The organism is Anaerobacillus sp. 63XJN7_5_ISO-PGPR-S23-430 (assembly GCF_056173695.1).
Genome location: NZ_CM149686.1, coordinates 3,708,660 through 3,724,607 on the forward strand (window position 1 = coordinate 3,708,660; position 15,948 = coordinate 3,724,607).

Genomic DNA, 15,948 nt, shown 5'->3' on the forward strand with positions numbered 1-15,948 from the left:
GAGGTGCTGGACATGGAGAACATTTACGTTCTTGAACAGGAAATTATTAATAGGCGCTAAACAACACATTCGTTGAATCGGAGGGGAACATTTCAATGATTTTATTACTGATCAAGAACTATTTTCAGCCAGGTGCTGATCAACAATGTCAATGGAAGGAACATCGCAATCGCCCTCTTGATCTACTCGCAAAATCCATCTATCATATTTAATCCCCTGGGCGTTGAACCGTAACTTCCAGGGGACTTTTTTACTCACTAGATATGCCTAATCAACTTAACGTAACTTGTAATGCTTCTAATCCAAGAATCGCTTCAACTACATCATTTTTCGTCACATGACCTGAAGGGAAATGAATAGACTCCCCATCTCTCGTAGCGTATTCTGCGATGACTTGACCTATGCTCTCCACATTTGTTGGTTCAATGCCAATTGACTCTAACGAGAGGGGCAAACCAATTTCTTTATAATAGGCAAATAAACCTCTCACCTCTTCCCACTCACCTTCTAGTACAAGTTGCACAAGTATGCCATAAGCTACCTTCTCACCGTGAAGAAACGAATGAGCTTCAGATACATGTGTTAATCCGTTATGAATGGAGTGTGCCGCTGCAATCCGACCATAGCGATCTCCAAGACCTCCTACCATCCCTCCTGATAAAAGATTTGTTTCAATCACCCGAATAAACGCATCACTCAAACGACCATTCTGTTGATCCTTAACCGCTTTTTCACCATCTGCCACAAGGACATCACGGCAGCTTCTTGCTACTTCATACGCTAGTTTTACTGGGATTGGCGTCGAAGGCAGTTCCTCAATGAGTGCTCTCGCTTCATACCATTTGGCCAGCGTATCACCAATCCCCGCTTTCAAATAAGCGATTGGTGCCTGCACAAGAATTTCAGGTTCTACAAGAACAAGATATGTACTTCTTGGAAAAATAGTATACTCAATAAACTCTCCCTCGTCTGAATACTTCACACTAAGTGGCGTCGTTGCCGCACAAGTAGACGCAAGCGTCGGCACAAGAGCCACATCTTTGTTTACTTCATTACCAACCGCTTTCGCTACATCCAGAACCTTTCCACCACCTACACCGAGTATCAAATCGGCACCGTGTATATTGGCTAATTCAGATTGTCTTTTAATTTCTGTTTCTGAACATTCACCACTGTACGTAGAATAAGCTACATGAAAGGCAGATAGATCTGGAAAATAACCCTGGGCTGCTTCCCAAGATTGCTGTCCAGAAATCACAAACACTTTTTGAAACTGCCCTTCCTTAAGCAATCGTGGTAATTCTTGAAGGATACCTGATCGACATTCATAATGTCCTGGCGTTGCTCTTACCTGAATTGATTCCATCTTTTCTTCCTCCTAAATCTGATGAACAAACTGATCATGAAGTTCATTTATTGAAGACACACCTGCTAATGACAATAAAACAAAAAGATTTTCTTTTAACTTAATCCTTCTTCAAACGAGCGGAGAGAACATTCCCAAACGATTGTAGTCCCTGAACAAGGACAATAAGGAGAAATACCGTAACGTACATCACATCGACTTCATATCGCAAATGACCGTATCGATAAGCGAGATCACCAAGTCCACCTGCTCCAACGAGCCCAGCCATTGCCGTTGCCCCAATCAGTCCAATTGTCGCAATCGTTAATCCAAGAACGATCGATGAACGAGACTCCCTTACAAGAACATGCCAGATAATGTGTCTGGTTTTTACCCCCATTGCTTCGTAGGCTTCTACTACTCCACGATCTACCTCAAGAAGAGCGGATTCCATCAACCTTGCGATATACGGCGCCGTAAAGACAACGAGCGGCACAATCACACCTTTTACTCCAATTGTTGTACCTGCAATCATTTTTGTAAAAGGTAAAATGAAAAACAGTAAAATGATAAATGGAATCGACCTGATCACGTTTATAGCCGCATTTAATATACGGAAAAGAACTTTATTTTCTAATGCTTTTTCAGGTCTAGTTAAAACAAGTAGCACACCAAGCGGGAGCCCAATCAACACTGAAATCAGTAGTGAGATCCCAACCATTTGAAATGTTTCAATAATCGCGTTCCAAATGTCTGCACCCCAAAGATCAATAAACTCCGATACCTTAGCTGACATGAGCTTCCACCTCCTGAACATAGCCTTCTACTACGACGCCACTTTCCTCTAAAAACGCAACGGCCCGAGCCGTCTCTTCCGCTTCCCCATCTAAATGAACGACTAGCCTACCAAAAGGCTGATCCTTCAGTTGTGTAATGTTCCCTGCTAAAATGGACGGATACACGTCGAACTTCTTACTAACAAGCGCAAGAGCGGGACTACCTGATTTCTCCCCAATAAATGAAAGATTCACGATCTGACCACGCTCTTTCAATCGAGACACAAGCGACTCTGGAAGCTCATCCTGGAATAACGACTGAACAAATCGTTTGGCCGTCGTTGTAGCAGGCTTACTAAAGATATCGATCACTCGCCCCTGTTCAATCACCTTCCCGTTCTCCATCACAGCCACTTCATGACATATTTTCTGGACAACGTGCATTTCATGCGTAATGAGTAAAATCGTGATTCCAAAATCACGATTGATTTGTTCCAATAAAGATAGGATTGATTCTGTCGTATCTGGGTCAAGGGCACTCGTTGCCTCATCGCACAGTAGCACTTCAGGTTCATGAGCAAGCGCACGGGCAATCGCCACACGCTGCTTCTGACCACCTGATAGCTGGGAAGGATAAGCATCCCGCTTATCCGATAACCCAACGATACCTAAATATTTATCAACTCGCGCTTCAATCTCTTTTTTACGAAGACCCGTAAGCTTCAGCGGAATGGCAATGTTTTGATACACAGTGCCTGTTTTCAATAAATTAAAAGACTGAAAAATCATCCCGATGCGCTGTCTTGTTTTTTGAAGCTTTCCAGTAGACAAAGAAGTGAGCTCAATGTCATTGATAAATACCTTTCCATCTGTCGGTCGCTCCAGAAGATTCACCATTCGGACAAGCGTGCTCTTTCCAGCACCACTATAACCGATGACGCCATAGATGCTTCCTTTCTCAACTTCTATGGAAACATCATCAACCGCCTTCGTAATCGTCTCACCGCTTTTATACGTTTTCGTTATATTTTCTAATCGAATCATCGTGCTCACTCCTCTTTCGAATTACCAGGATGCAACAACAGAACCGTTAAATTCGTCCTGGATAAATTGCTTCACTTCATCTGATTGATAGTAGTTCACTAGCTTTTGAATACGTTCATCATCTTTGTTCTCTGTTTGTGTTGCAATCACGTTCACCCACGGGGAATCTTCGGGTTCCATTTCAAGAGAATCTTCTTTCGGTACGCGTCCACTTTCCATTGCAAAGTTCGTATTAATTGCTGCAATCGCAAGCTCACCAAGCTGTCTTGGAATTTGTGAAGCTTCTAATGGAACAAATTCGAGATTATAAGGGTTCTTCTCAATATCTTTGATCGTTGCTTTAACACCAACGCCATCTTTCAACTCAATAATGCCAGCTTGCTCAAACAACATTAGCGCTCTAGGTTCACCTGTTGAATGGTTAGGCAAGCCAACTTTGTCGCCTTCTTGCAATTCATCAAGACTCTTATATTTGTCAGAATAAATTCCCATTGGGAAAGTAATCGTAGTTGCTACCTTGGAAAGCTCGAGTCCTCTTTCTTTTACATAATCATTCAAATAAGGTTCATGCTGAAATACGTTCGCATCCAATTCCCCTTCATCAAGGGCTGTATTTGGCATCACATAATCATTAAACGCAATCACTTCAATTTCAAACCCGTCTTCCGCTGCGATTTCCTTCACCTTGTTCATCACATCTTCATGCGGACCAGCCGTTACCCCTACCTTCAGTGGGCCATCTTCTGAATCTCCAGAAGCCTCATTTCCAGAACAACCTGCCAAAAAGACTAAAATAAGTGCACCTAATAAATACAATGATTTCTTCATTTCTCAATCTCCTTTAAAGTTCATATAGTAATGTAAAGCGTTTTAGCGCTAAAATATAAAAGCGCAAAAGTGCTTCGATCTGCTAAAATCCCCTCCCAATAAAAAAACTCCCTCTGTAAAGTACAGAGAGAGTTGTATCATTTCATCATTATCAGCAGCGCTGAACTCTCTCTCATCTTTCAAACGATTGCTCGTCTGCTGGAATTAGCACCTTTCTCACGAACTGAGATGGTTGCTGGGCGTCACAGGGCCAGTCCCTCTGCCACTCTTGATAAGAGTTTTCAATATTATTTAACTATTTTCAATAGTATAGTATCTTTCTCGAAGGGCGTCAAGGGAAGATCTCAAAAAGTGCCTGTCACCGCCCGCTATTTGTCGAAAGATTTCTTATTGTCTTCCTTCTAGGTAATTGTCGAACCAGTTTCCTAGATGCTTAAGTCGTTCCACTCGTAGTTCTGGATGACCGCTTCTTGATAAATTATGATCAGAATCTGGGAATCTTACAAACATCGTTTCCTTCCCACGATGCTTTAAAGCCACATATAACTGTTCTCCTTGCTCTATAGGGCACCTGTAATCATTTTCGCTATGAAGAATTAAAAGTGGGGTTTCGATTTGGTCCACATACTTAAGCGGTGAATGATGCCATAGCTTAGCAGGGTTTTCATCTAAATCACTTCCAACTTCCCACTTTGTGAAAAAGTATCCGATGTCACTAACGCCATAGAAACTCTGCCAATTCGAAATGGAGCGCTGGGTAACCGCTGCTTTGAATCGATCGGTTTTCCCAACAATCCAGTTCGTCATAAAGCCACCGTAGCTTCCTCCCGTCACGAAAAGTTGAGCTTCATCAATAAAGGAATACTTGTTCAAAGCGGCATCAACACCCGCCATCAAATCCTCATAATCACCCCCACCATAATCTCCTCGGCAACCATTCACAAACTCTTGTCCATATCCCTGACTACCACGTGGATTCGTATAAAGGACAACATATCCTTTTGCTGCAAGAAGCTGAAATTCGTGCATAAATGAATTACCATACATCATATGTGGTCCACCGTGAATTTCAAGAATAAGGGGATGTTCCTGATCTTCCTTAAAATCCTTTGGCTTCATGAGCCAGCCCTGAATCTCCAAACCGTCTTTCCCAGCGTATGTAAACATTTCTGGTGTCGAGAGATCCAGGCATTCGAGAACGTCAGCATTTGATTGAGACAAACACAGTTCATTTACCCGATCTCCATGAAACGAAAGCGTATAAATATCGCCAATGTTAAGTGGATCGCTAATTGCAACAGCCGCTTCATTCGCGCCTGGCAAGTAGTGAAATGCATAATGGTGCCTGTCACCACCCGCTATTTGTCGAACCGTGCAATCTTCTCCGACGAAATAAACACCAGTGTTTCCTTCTTTACTAGCAAGGAAATAGAGTCCATCTCCATTTTGGCTCCACATCGCACCAGGAGAAGCGCCTCCCCAGTGCATATCTGAAATCAATACATCCGAACACTCTAAATCAACCTCCTCTGTTAAACAAGTAAACTCTTTCTTCGCTATGTCAACAGTCCAGATTTTATTCAACGTAGCTCCTTCATGCTCAAAGTTATGCCCAATGAATGAGAGCTTCTTCCCATCTGGTGACCAGTTCGGTGTGCTAAAGCTCCCACCCTCACGATTTAACTGATCAGGCTCTGATCCTTCATTCAGACCCTGAATAAAGATGTCGGCTCGCATGTAGGACCCCTGTTCTTCATATCGATCTCTCACATATACAATGGATTGTCCATCCGGTGACCAGTTAGGGCTAGAATGATTAAATGGTGCATCTGTTAGCCATTCTATTCTCTTTTCACCTGAGGTTACCTCGATCAAGACAACTTGCATATGGTGATTGTCAAGCAAACCACTGCTGTCTGCTTTATAGCGTAAGTCAGTCACAACGAGAGGCTTACGTCCTTCTTCTTTCTCTTTTGTATCCTTACTTAAAACAAGTAGCGAAGAACCATCGGGTTTCCAAACAGGAGCGGAAACACCACTTTTAAAATCAGATAGTTGTCGCGCTTCGCCACCATCAGTTGAGATAAGCCATATTTGATTTTCTCCTGATCGATTCGAAACGAAAGCAATCGTCTTCCCATCAGGCGACCAGCGCGGAGAGTGATCTTTTTTCTCCCCAGAAGCATATGTCCAATCATGCTCAATTTCAGTATCGCGATTTACTATGACTAAATTTGAAGTATATTCTTTGTTCTCATTTATTACTTTCTTTACATAAACAACGTAGCTCCCATCCGGTGAAAGTTGGGGATCACCAACAAAAGTAAAATCATAAAGGCTTTCTTCCAATTTCTTTTGTTTCTTGGCACTTCCAATTTCTATTTCCATCATCCACACTCCCTTTCTACATCTTCTCTACTTCCATTGAATAGGAAAAAACTCCTGCAGAGGGAACAAATCTCCTTCTAAATCCATCTCTAATTTTGATTCTAACCATCTCTTCTAGAATAAAGATCACTTCATCCAGTTTGTTTAAAAGGAGGAAACAACCAAAATACACATTTTTTTCAAGCCAAATCCAAAAAACAAGAACATACATTCTCTTTATTACTCTTATTCCCCGAACTTCCGCTCACTTTCATAGCAATTTCACATCGGTTCCCTGCAATATATCTCATTTTGGTATTTGAATCATCTCATTGTGAGATGTATAATAAAATTAACAAATTGAAAGCGGTTACCAAACAGGAATTGCCGCTTAAAATACAGGGAGGATTTACAATGAGCCAGCAAGCACGAAACCAATTTATTGATCTTTTGTGCGACAAAACGACAATGAACAGAGAAGAAGTTCTGAGAATGTCTGATGCGGAAGTAGAATATTTTCACTGGCTCTACTTTGATGACTCACCAGCGGACTTAATGATGTAATAAATATTTACAGCCCCTGCGGTAACTCCGCAGGGGCTGTTTTAATAGAAAGAATGCGATGTGTCTTTGTTGAGAAAACAGATGTATTTAATAGGGGTCAGGTACGTCACCGGTAACGCACCTGACCCCTTACCTATCTTCACCCCTCCATCGCAGCCACAAAATCCCCATCCTTCTCCTCAAGCAGTTGCCTCGCTCGATCCGCATCAACTCTCCGCAAAATCATCAGCACCGCTACCCGCGCATCACCTTCTGCCTGTTCACTGTAGCGTTCAGCTTCTGCTTCACTCACTCTCGTTAACTCCTGAATAATCGAAACTGTTCGCTTCCGTAGCTTTTCATTCGATGCTTGAACGTTCACCATTAAATTACGATAGACCTTCCCAAGCTTGATCATCGATGCTGTCGTAATCATATTTAATACCATCTTCTGTGCTGTTCCTGCTTTTAGTCGAGTTGAACCTGTCACCACTTCGGGACCTACTGGTAATTCAATCGGATATGTAACCATTTTTGAAAGCGATGCGCCTGTATTACACGAAATCCCTGCTGTCACTACACCCATTTTATTCGCTTCTTCGATAGCGCCAAGCACATAAGGGGTTCTTCCGCTTGAAGCAATACCGATAACCAAATCGTGTGCACTTACATGCTTCCTTATATCCTCTCCCCCCGTTTCCCGACTATCTTCGGCCCCCTCGATTGGATACCTGAGCGCTCGGTCTCCTCCAGCAATTACCCCATTCACTAGGTCAGCCGCAACACCAAATGTCGGCGGGCACTCAGAAGCATCTAACACGCCGAGACGCCCGCTCGTACCAGCTCCAAAATAAAAGAGCTTTCCGCCTTTTTTCATCACAGCAATAGCTTGACCAACCACTTTCTCAATCTCGGGAAGGGCGGTTTTTACAATTCCGGCTACGCTCCCATCCTCTTCGTTCATCAGTTCGATTATTTGAAGCGTTGAAAATTGGTGCAGATTTTCCGATTTAGCATTTCGCATTTCTGTCTTCATCTCATTCACATCTGTCAACGTCATCTCTCCCCTAGTTTAGCCGTCCATTACGTGATGAGACGACATCAGATTTACTTTTCGTTCGTCTACGATCGGTACGCCACAACAAAGCAGTGCACAAATGCATGCCCCTACAGCTGGAGATAAGTTAGGGTAATACACATCGCTTACCCCTCTTGTTTTCAATTCTTCAAGAAACCCATTTCGAAAGAAGGAGGATTGCATTAGCCCTCCGCAAATCACAAGTTGATTGCCCCTAATCTCGATAGCACGAACTAATTCACTCAAACTTTCACAAGCTCTCTGAACGATCTTCAACGCCGTTTGATTTTGTCGCTCAGCAAGCTCGATGACGTTCTCAGCAACAGAAGCGATTTTCATACGCGCATAGGAATCCTCATAAATCGCCGTAATTATTTCAGGCGCACCGTTTACCTGTAAGAAGGAAAGGATGTTACTACAAAAAGCTTCGTCCAACATCATTCTTCCATCATGCATCATCGCAACTGTCCGGAGCGCCTTCCGCCCAATATCGTAGCCGCTTCCTTCATCACCAAACAAATAGCCCCAGCCTCCCACACGACGGGAACCATTTGCATCGATCGAATAGGAAATCGAACCAGTACCAGCAATGAGAACGGTCCCTTCCATCGAAAATGTACCGCTTGCAAGCGCACCGTAAGCATCGTTCTTAACCTTGAGAATCCCTTCAAAACTCGGAAGCCTTTCCCTCAGCCATCTTTCCCAGCGCTTCTGATCCTCTTCTCGGTCACCACCCGCCGTTGAAACAAAGATTCCTGCAAGCTTTCCATCTTTTAATCCCGACGTTAATTCTGTAATCACGTGATGAATGGCAGATCGCACCTCTTGTTCTGCGCGAGATTTTAGATTTGTCGAACCTGCCGTACTTTTAGCTAAAATCACTCCATTTTGATTGCACAATAACCCAAGAGTTTTCGTTCCTCCGCCGTCTATGCCAATGTAGAATCGCTTATTTAATTGCACCTTGAGTAAGTCCTTCCATAAATTGTTTTGATGCGATGAAGAACAGGACAATCATCGGAAGTGACGCAAGGGTCAGACCTGCAAAAAGGGATCCCCAATCTGCAGAGTATTCGCCAAATAAGGAAAGCATGCCAACTGGGATTGTCTTTTTCATGTCATCGGTAATAAAAATAAGTGGGAAGAAAAAATCGTTCCAGGCTTGGATAAATTGGATGATCATCACGGTTCCAAGCGCCGGTCTCATCAGTGGTAGCACAACACTCCATAAAATACGAAGGTTTCCAGCTCCATCAATACGTGCAGCTTCTTCTAGTTCACGAGGCATCGTTCGAAAGAATCCAGTCAAAATCAAAATCGACAGTGGTATTCCCGTGGCAACATACATAAAGATCAGTGACCAGAGCGAGTTTAGTAGATTAAGATCTTTCATTAAAATAAACAGCGGCACAATGCCTAGTTTGATCGGAAGCATCATTCCCATTAAGAAGAAAAAGAAGATGATGTTATTCCATACAAACGTGAAGCGTGCGATATAGAAGGCTGCAAGTGACGAGGTAATCAAAATTAATAGAACAGAAACGACGCTCACAAACACGCTATTCATGAAATACGTTGTAAACGGTATAATCTCTAGTAAATTCCGATACGTATCAAGCGTGAACGTCTTCGGGAATGAGAGTGGACTTGTGAAAATCTCTGCGCTTGTTTTAAAGGAAGAGAGGATCATTAATAGAATTGGATAGATGCTAATGGATGCGATGAGAAAAGCAAATACATAGTAAAACGGTCTCGTCCAAATCGTATGGTTCATAGTATCGCCTCCTTACATGTCCACTTGTTTTTTCTGCATATAGCGTAAATAGAGTGCGGTAAAGAATGAGATAAAGAGAAAGAGCACCACCGCAAGTGCTGATCCTAATCCGACTGCCGTTGTCGATCCTCCTGCAGAACCTCCGAATGCGAGACGATAAAAGTAAATCGCAAGCGTATCAGTAGAATGGTAAGGTTCTCCCTGCGATCCCTGCATCGCGTAGACGAGTTCAAACGCTTCAAATGACTGAATAAATGTGAGGACTGTCATAATCATGAACGAAGGAACCATTAACGGAAGCACGATTTTACGTATCATCGACAAACCATCTGCGCCATCAAGCTTGCCTGCTTCGAACAGTTCTTTCGGGATCGACTGAAGACCTGCAAGAAAAATAAGGACACCGAACCCAATACCATACCAGCAGTTAACGAGAATAATAGAAATCAAAGCTGTATCTGGATCACCAAGCCACGCTTTTTGAAGCTGTTCCAAACCGAGCTTTTCAAGAATCACATTCAGTGCACCGTAGTTAGGATTTAGAATCAGCTTCCAGAGAAAACCGACAACGATGACGGATAGAAGTCGCGGCAGGAAATAAGCAATTTTAAGAAATTCCGATCCCTTCACTTTTTTATAAATAATATAGGCAAGTACAAAAGCAAGGCCGTTCTGGAAAATCATCTGTAGTACAAAATAAAGAATGTTATGGCCAAATGCGCCCCAAAACAGTCCCGAAAAAGGCTCCAGCGTAAACAGATCTTTAAAATTTTTCAGCCCCACGAACTCCCCACGTACAATTCCTTTCCAATCAAAAAAGCTGTAGGTTAAGGCTGCAAACAAAGGATAAACAATGAAAAGTCCATATATAATCAGGGCAGGAATCGGGAAAAGGTGAATGGTCCACCTTTTCCAGTTCCTTTCTTTTTTGATTTTCACGATTGAATTTGTAGCTAGTTTCATATTGTCCGCCCCTTATTACTGTAGTGGCTCATACCAGGACTGTGCGCTTTCTTGAATAGTCTTTGCTACTTCCTCTGGTGTACGTTCGCCAAGATACATCCCCTGAAGCTCTGTTTCGATCGTCGCTTTTGTGGAAGGATTTCCACCAGCGAACTGAACGAGCATCATGTACGGTGTTGACTGTTCTTCTGCTGCTTTTCCAAGCGCATTGACAAGTTCATCTTCCGACTCAATACCAGGGATTGCGCTGATCATTTTAAATTCTTCTGTGAACATCGTGCCAAACTCTTCTGTTGTCATAAACTGAAGAAATTTCTTCGCGGCATCTTTATGCTCCGAGCTTGCATTGATTGCATAAGATCCATCTACCCAAGTTGTAATCGTAGGTTCTTTTCCTACAGCAGACGGCATTGGGAAGAAGCCAAGTTCAAGATCAGGATTCATTTCACGTAGCACTTCAATTTCCCAGCTTCCAAGTGGGAACATCGCTGCATCACCTGTAAAGAACATCGTACGAATATCTTCCATTCCAAGACCTTCGTAATTTTCTGGGAAGTATTCTTTCAGTTCATCCATCGCGTCAATCGAACTCTGAAATTCATCACTTGTAAAATCCGTCTCACCAGCTGTAATTTGATCAACAAATTCATTACCACCATAGTGAGCTGGACCAATAATTCCGTGCGATAATGATAAGAGCCACCCTTCCTTTGTTCCAAGAGCGATCGGTGTAGTACCTTCCTTCTTTATTTTTTCATTTAGCGTCATGAACTCTTCCCACGTTTGCGGTTCTTCAAGACCCATTTCTTCAAACATTTTCTTGTTGTAGAACATTTGCGTCGTGCTCATATTTAGCGGGACACCGTACTGCTTATCATCCGATCCTTTCGAAGCAGCAAGGGTTTCCTCTGGATATTGATCTAGTCCTTCCAGATCATCTAGCGGCTCAAGGTATCCAGCATCCGCAAGCTCGATGCCCGGTGTATAAGGGCGAAGGTGAATGATATCAGGACCTTCCCCACTTTGAAGGGCCGTATTTAAGATCGTGTTATACTCCGTATTCTTTGAAGGTTTGAATTCCACGTTAATATCCGGATTTTCTTCATTAAAAGCATCAATCATTTTTTGATAGCTTGCTTTGTCTTCTGTTCTCCAGCTTCCGATCGTTATCGTAACGCTATCTTCACTTGCTTCAGAGTCTCCCGAATTCCCACCACTTTCTGAGCTACACGCAGATAGAACAAGAATCAACGCTAGAAAACCAGAAAAAGTAAACGCTTTCATTTTATCCATAATATTTCCCCCTCATTTAATTAGTAAAAGAGTCATGAATCAAAGAATGAAGATGAGGTCTAATCTGTCTCATGTTGTGGTTTCTTCCGTAATGCACGATATTCGTTAAAAAAGTGACGATCAGCTCTTCTTTAGGATCAATCCATAAACTAGTACCAGTAAACCCCGTGTGGCCGAAGCTTCCTTCTGACCACCCCCTTCCACATGATAATGCCTTTCCTTCTCCGTTCCAAACCTCAAAGCCAAGCCCACGATTTTGTATCACATGCTTTCTAGCATTCCTAATCGTCTCTGGTGACAGCACCTGCTGCGTTTCTGGATACAGAAAATATCGACCGAATTTTCCGACATCTTGAGCTGTAGAAAATACACCTGCACTTCCGCTTGCTCCGCCGAGGTGGAGCGCTTTCTCGTCATGCACCTCCCCCTGAACGTAATGATCGTTATGCCATTCTGTTGAAGCGATTTCTCGGTGTTGCGGAGGATTGAACATCGTTTTCGTTAACCCCCATGGCTTGAAGAGTTTAGTATTCGTGAAGGTAGGTAAATCCACGCCGCTCACTCGCTCTATTACTTCTCCAAGTAAAATCATGCCTAGATCACTATACTGCACAACGCTCCCTGGTTGATGGATAAGATCTGCGTTGACAACTTCTTGCAAAATCAACCGATTATCGACTCGTTGAACAGGCGGATCAATGTCTGCAGGTAAGCCTGTTGTATGTGTAAGTGCTTGGTGAATCGTGATATCTGAATGGTTCAATTCTGGGATGTAGGTTTGAATGGTGTGATTTAATTCAACTGACGTGTTGTCGATCAGCCATAAGATAGAAGGAAGGGTTGCCACCACTTTTGTTAGGGAGGCTATATCAAAAAGCGTTGTGATATTCATGGTGTGAGATTGTTGTATCCTGTCTTGAAAACGACCGTAAGCTTGATGAAAAACAGTGCTCCCTTTATGTTGAACATGAAGAACAGCACCAGGGAGCTCCTTTTCGTCAATTAATATTTTTAAGTAAGTATCAAAGTCATACATGCTTCTTCACAACCTCAACTGCTTTTCGCGTTCGCTCAAGTGCAGCAACGCTCTCATCGTAGTTTCGACTGGTCATGCCAACATACAAAATATCAATGACGTTCAGTTGAGAAATACGTGAGCTCATCGCACCACTTCGAATGCTCTTTTCAAGAGAGCTTGTGAAAAGCTTAATATCAGCGAGGTCAGAAACTGGATTTGTACCGTATTTGGTTAAGGTAATCACAATGGCACCATTGTCTTTTGCGATTTTCAGAGATTCAATAATGTCTCTTGTTTGGCCAGAATAAGAAATGCCGAAAACGACGTCAGCTTCTCCGAGGTTTGCGCTAATCGTCCCTTGTGTATCATAATCGACTGCAGCTTCACACCAGCGATTAATACGAGAAAGTTTTTGTTTGAAATCCTGGGCAATTAATCCTGATGCTCCAATACCATACAGCGCAATTTTCCTCGCACGACTTAAAACAGTGATTGCTTTCTCTACTTCCTCTTTTGATAGAACAGAAATTGTATCATTAATCGATTGAATATTATTGTTTGATACATTTTCAATAAACGAATCCACCGTCCCATCAATCGATATTTCTTGATAAGATTTGCTCGTCTGCTTCGTTGCAAGATCACCCGCGATTCGAAGCTTCAATTCTTGAAACCCTTTGTAGTTCAGCGTTCGAGCAAGGCGGATAATTGTCGCTTCACTCACTTCTGTTCGTTTCGAGAGTTTCTGAATGGAAAGGTTGATTACTTCTTCCGGATAATGAATGATGTATTCCGCTACTTTTCGTTCTGAAGGTTTTAATGAAGTGATTGATTCCTGAATACTGATCAGGCCTCCGTTCATTCCTAGCCCACCTTTACCTGAATAGATTTTCAATCATTTCATTTTAGCATATCTTATTTAGCGATTCTTACCTTAGCTTGTCACAAAAGCAGATTCAATCGCTTTTCGCAAATGCCCATCATACCTTTCTAATGTCGAATGAACGATTTCTCCTTTTAATCCTGTTAGTAACGAAAGAATCGCTCCTTTCGTTGATCCGTATTCTTCAAGAGCTTTCTCCGCCTCCTCAGCAGATACACCTGAAATTTCTGCAACAATGTTCTTACCACGCTGAACAAGTTTACTATTTGTTGGTACAACATCAACCATCAAATTGCTATAAACTTTTCCAATTTTAATCATCGAAGCAGTCGTTAGCATATTTAATACAAGCTTCTGGGCCGTCCCCGCTTTCATCCGCGTCGATCCCGTGACAACTTCTGGGCCGACATTCGCAACGATGCTGTGGTGAGCGACTTCTTCCATCTTTGTATTTTCACTACACGTAATCGCCCCAACCGTTGCACCAATTTCTTTGGCATAAGCCATTGCAGCTACCGTATAAGGTGTGCGTCCACTAGCTGCAATCCCTACGATCACGTCTTCCTTCGTAAGCGACAGCTCTTTCATGTCTAAGACAGCCTGCTCTTCATCATCCTCAGCACCTTCAAGCGCATATTGAAGAGCTTTATCGCCACCCGCGATCACACCAATCACCTGATCTGACGGCGTTCCGAACGTTGGAGGGCATTCAGAGGCATCAAGAACGCCAAGTCTCCCACTCGTCCCTGCCCCAACATAAATTAAGCGACCATTATGTTGAAAGCCATCTACAATTCGATCAACAAGACGTTCAATAACTGGTAGGGTTTCTTTAATAGCGTCTGGTATAACATGATCTTCCTCGTTTATGATGTTAAGAACTTCATATGTTGTCATTTGATCAATGTTCAGTGTGTTTTGATTTCTACGCTCGGTCTGGATGTTATTTAAATTCATTGTCTTAATTCCTTTCATGAGTAGCATCAGTTTTCAAAAGTAATTCAAATGGTTGAGATGCCCCAATGTAATTTAATAGAGGCAAATCTTCTCTAATCACATTTCCAATAACATTCACACGATCGTCCTCCGGAAGATCGTGCTTTACAAGTTGAATTTCACCAGCATAGCGGCCATAGTTCATATTATCAATCGTGATGGCGCCGCGTTTTCTTTTTAATGAAGGTATTGGTACAGGACGATGTTGTAATTGTCTCGACTCTACTGAACGGATCACATCCCGCGCTGGATCGGGACGGTTCTTATGTTTTCCCTTCACATGAAAACTTTCAAACTGATCATCCACTTTCGAAACCTCAAGCGGAATCACTCCTTTTGCAAGGAGTGAAAGCTTTTCTAATTGGTTATCACTGACTGAAATATCTCCTATCAGAACTTTATCAACTTGATAATGATAAAGTAGCTCAGCACAGGCCATATGAGGAGACATAGAACGATGTTTCTCAAGTGTTGGAAGGCCAGAGTAAATCGGTCCTCGAAGGTTTTGATCGCCTGGAATAAATGCCATTGTTTGAATGCCATATTCTCTAAATAAGCGATTTCGTTCTGAAAAAAAATCAACGTCTAATCCAGTTTCTGGTCTTGGGTAGTAGTTATGCCACGCCTCTAGGTTCGAAACGTTTGCACCCAATTCAAGCCACGTCTCAATTTCCTCTCTAGAAACAGTACTTGCATTTAAGCCCACTTTCATCAACTGAGATAAAGAAACAATTAGATCATCAGTATAACCATAGTCCGGACGAACGCCATTCACTCCCCAGTCCAATAACTCTTCATAATGTTGAATATTTAAATGGGTAATGGATTCTGGCGAAATATCTGCAACAAGCTCCACCTCAAATTTCCTTGCTAATTGACCAAGCTCTTTCAAACGAGTTTGATAGAGCGAATGATCATCCTCAGGAATATGGAGGGATGTAAAGATAGCATCGAATCCAATTGATTTAGCTCTTTCTAAGCGTTGCTCAACATCTCCTCCATCACTTCCAAGATAAACAGATATTCCAAGCATGACATCT

At 42.5% G+C, this 15,948-nt stretch carries 15 protein-coding genes and 1 riboswitch; of the genes, 1 reads left to right on the top strand and 14 read right to left on the bottom strand.

Annotated features, from left to right (window positions below; translation table 11 throughout):
- Positions 1-271: 271 nt before the first annotated feature.
- The 5 genes from AC0VYJ_RS19240 to AC0VYJ_RS19260 all read right to left on the bottom strand — a co-directional run bounded on the left by AC0VYJ_RS19240 (position 272) and on the right by AC0VYJ_RS19260 (position 6,381).
- Positions 272-1,366, bottom strand: coding sequence for an iron-containing alcohol dehydrogenase family protein (locus AC0VYJ_RS19240; RefSeq protein ID WP_475365926.1), 1,095 nt, complete (start codon positions 1,364-1,366; stop codon positions 272-274).
- A 100-nt stretch (positions 1,367-1,466) separates the two neighbouring features.
- Positions 1,467-2,141 (bottom strand): methionine ABC transporter permease, encoded by a 675-nt coding sequence (locus tag AC0VYJ_RS19245; protein WP_194218643.1) that lies wholly within the window; start codon positions 2,139-2,141, stop codon positions 1,467-1,469.
- Positions 2,131-3,165 carry a methionine ABC transporter ATP-binding protein gene (locus AC0VYJ_RS19250; protein ID WP_194218642.1) on the bottom strand — a complete coding sequence of 345 codons (1,035 nt, stop codon included), beginning with the start codon at positions 3,163-3,165 and terminating at the stop codon, positions 2,131-2,133. The genes AC0VYJ_RS19245 and AC0VYJ_RS19250 overlap by 11 nt, the downstream gene beginning before the upstream one ends.
- A 21-nt stretch (positions 3,166-3,186) precedes the next feature.
- The gene (locus tag AC0VYJ_RS19255) at positions 3,187-3,993 is read right to left on the bottom strand and encodes a MetQ/NlpA family ABC transporter substrate-binding protein (protein WP_475365927.1); all 807 of its coding nucleotides are present in this window, start codon (positions 3,991-3,993) and stop codon (positions 3,187-3,189) included.
- Positions 3,994-4,162: 169 nt separating this feature from the next.
- Positions 4,163-4,271: riboswitch (SAM riboswitch) on the bottom strand.
- A gap of 109 nt (positions 4,272-4,380) precedes the next feature.
- Positions 4,381-6,381, bottom strand: coding sequence for an alpha/beta hydrolase family protein (locus tag AC0VYJ_RS19260; RefSeq protein ID WP_475365928.1), 2,001 nt, complete (start codon positions 6,379-6,381; stop codon positions 4,381-4,383).
- A gap of 393 nt (positions 6,382-6,774) precedes the next feature.
- Here AC0VYJ_RS19260 and AC0VYJ_RS19265 point away from each other — a divergent pair, with 393 nt between their 5' ends.
- Positions 6,775-6,924, top strand: a complete 150-nt coding sequence (locus tag AC0VYJ_RS19265) for a BH0509 family protein (RefSeq protein ID WP_159785356.1) — start codon at positions 6,775-6,777, stop codon at positions 6,922-6,924.
- Positions 6,925-7,063: 139 nt separating this feature from the next.
- On the opposite strand, the gene murQ (AC0VYJ_RS19270) is transcribed toward AC0VYJ_RS19265, so the two are convergent.
- The 9 genes from murQ (AC0VYJ_RS19270) to AC0VYJ_RS19310 form a co-directional block, all read right to left on the bottom strand.
- Entirely contained in the window at positions 7,064-7,963 is a 900-nt protein-coding gene (murQ, locus tag AC0VYJ_RS19270; RefSeq protein ID WP_475365929.1) for an N-acetylmuramic acid 6-phosphate etherase, read from the bottom strand.
- Between the two features lie 12 nt (positions 7,964-7,975).
- Positions 7,976-8,944 carry an N-acetylglucosamine kinase gene (locus tag AC0VYJ_RS19275; RefSeq protein ID WP_475365930.1) on the bottom strand — a complete coding sequence of 323 codons (969 nt, stop codon included), beginning with the start codon at positions 8,942-8,944 and terminating at the stop codon, positions 7,976-7,978.
- Positions 8,931-9,755, bottom strand: coding sequence for a carbohydrate ABC transporter permease (locus AC0VYJ_RS19280; RefSeq protein ID WP_475365931.1), 825 nt, complete (start codon positions 9,753-9,755; stop codon positions 8,931-8,933). Before AC0VYJ_RS19280 ends, AC0VYJ_RS19275 begins: the two co-directional genes overlap by 14 nt.
- A 12-nt stretch (positions 9,756-9,767) precedes the next feature.
- The gene (locus AC0VYJ_RS19285) at positions 9,768-10,718 is read right to left on the bottom strand and encodes a carbohydrate ABC transporter permease (RefSeq protein WP_475365932.1); all 951 of its coding nucleotides are present in this window, start codon (positions 10,716-10,718) and stop codon (positions 9,768-9,770) included.
- Between the two features lie 15 nt (positions 10,719-10,733).
- Positions 10,734-12,002 carry an ABC transporter substrate-binding protein gene (locus AC0VYJ_RS19290; RefSeq protein WP_475367523.1) on the bottom strand — a complete coding sequence of 423 codons (1,269 nt, stop codon included), beginning with the start codon at positions 12,000-12,002 and terminating at the stop codon, positions 10,734-10,736.
- 25 nt (positions 12,003-12,027) lie between these two features.
- A complete protein-coding gene (locus tag AC0VYJ_RS19295; RefSeq protein WP_475365933.1) occupies positions 12,028-13,047 on the bottom strand; it encodes a serine hydrolase domain-containing protein in 1,020 nt (339 codons plus the stop codon).
- On the bottom strand, positions 13,040-13,891 hold the full coding sequence (locus AC0VYJ_RS19300; protein WP_475365934.1) for a MurR/RpiR family transcriptional regulator: 852 nt from the start codon (positions 13,889-13,891) through the stop codon (positions 13,040-13,042). The genes AC0VYJ_RS19295 and AC0VYJ_RS19300 overlap by 8 nt, the downstream gene beginning before the upstream one ends.
- A gap of 72 nt (positions 13,892-13,963) precedes the next feature.
- Complete coding sequence (gene murQ, locus AC0VYJ_RS19305) at positions 13,964-14,869, bottom strand: N-acetylmuramic acid 6-phosphate etherase (RefSeq protein WP_475365935.1); 906 nt, start codon at positions 14,867-14,869, stop codon at positions 13,964-13,966.
- Positions 14,870-14,873: 4 nt separating this feature from the next.
- The gene (locus AC0VYJ_RS19310; RefSeq protein WP_475365936.1) at positions 14,874-15,941 is read right to left on the bottom strand and encodes a DUF871 domain-containing protein; all 1,068 of its coding nucleotides are present in this window, start codon (positions 15,939-15,941) and stop codon (positions 14,874-14,876) included.
- Positions 15,942-15,948 lie beyond the last annotated feature (7 nt).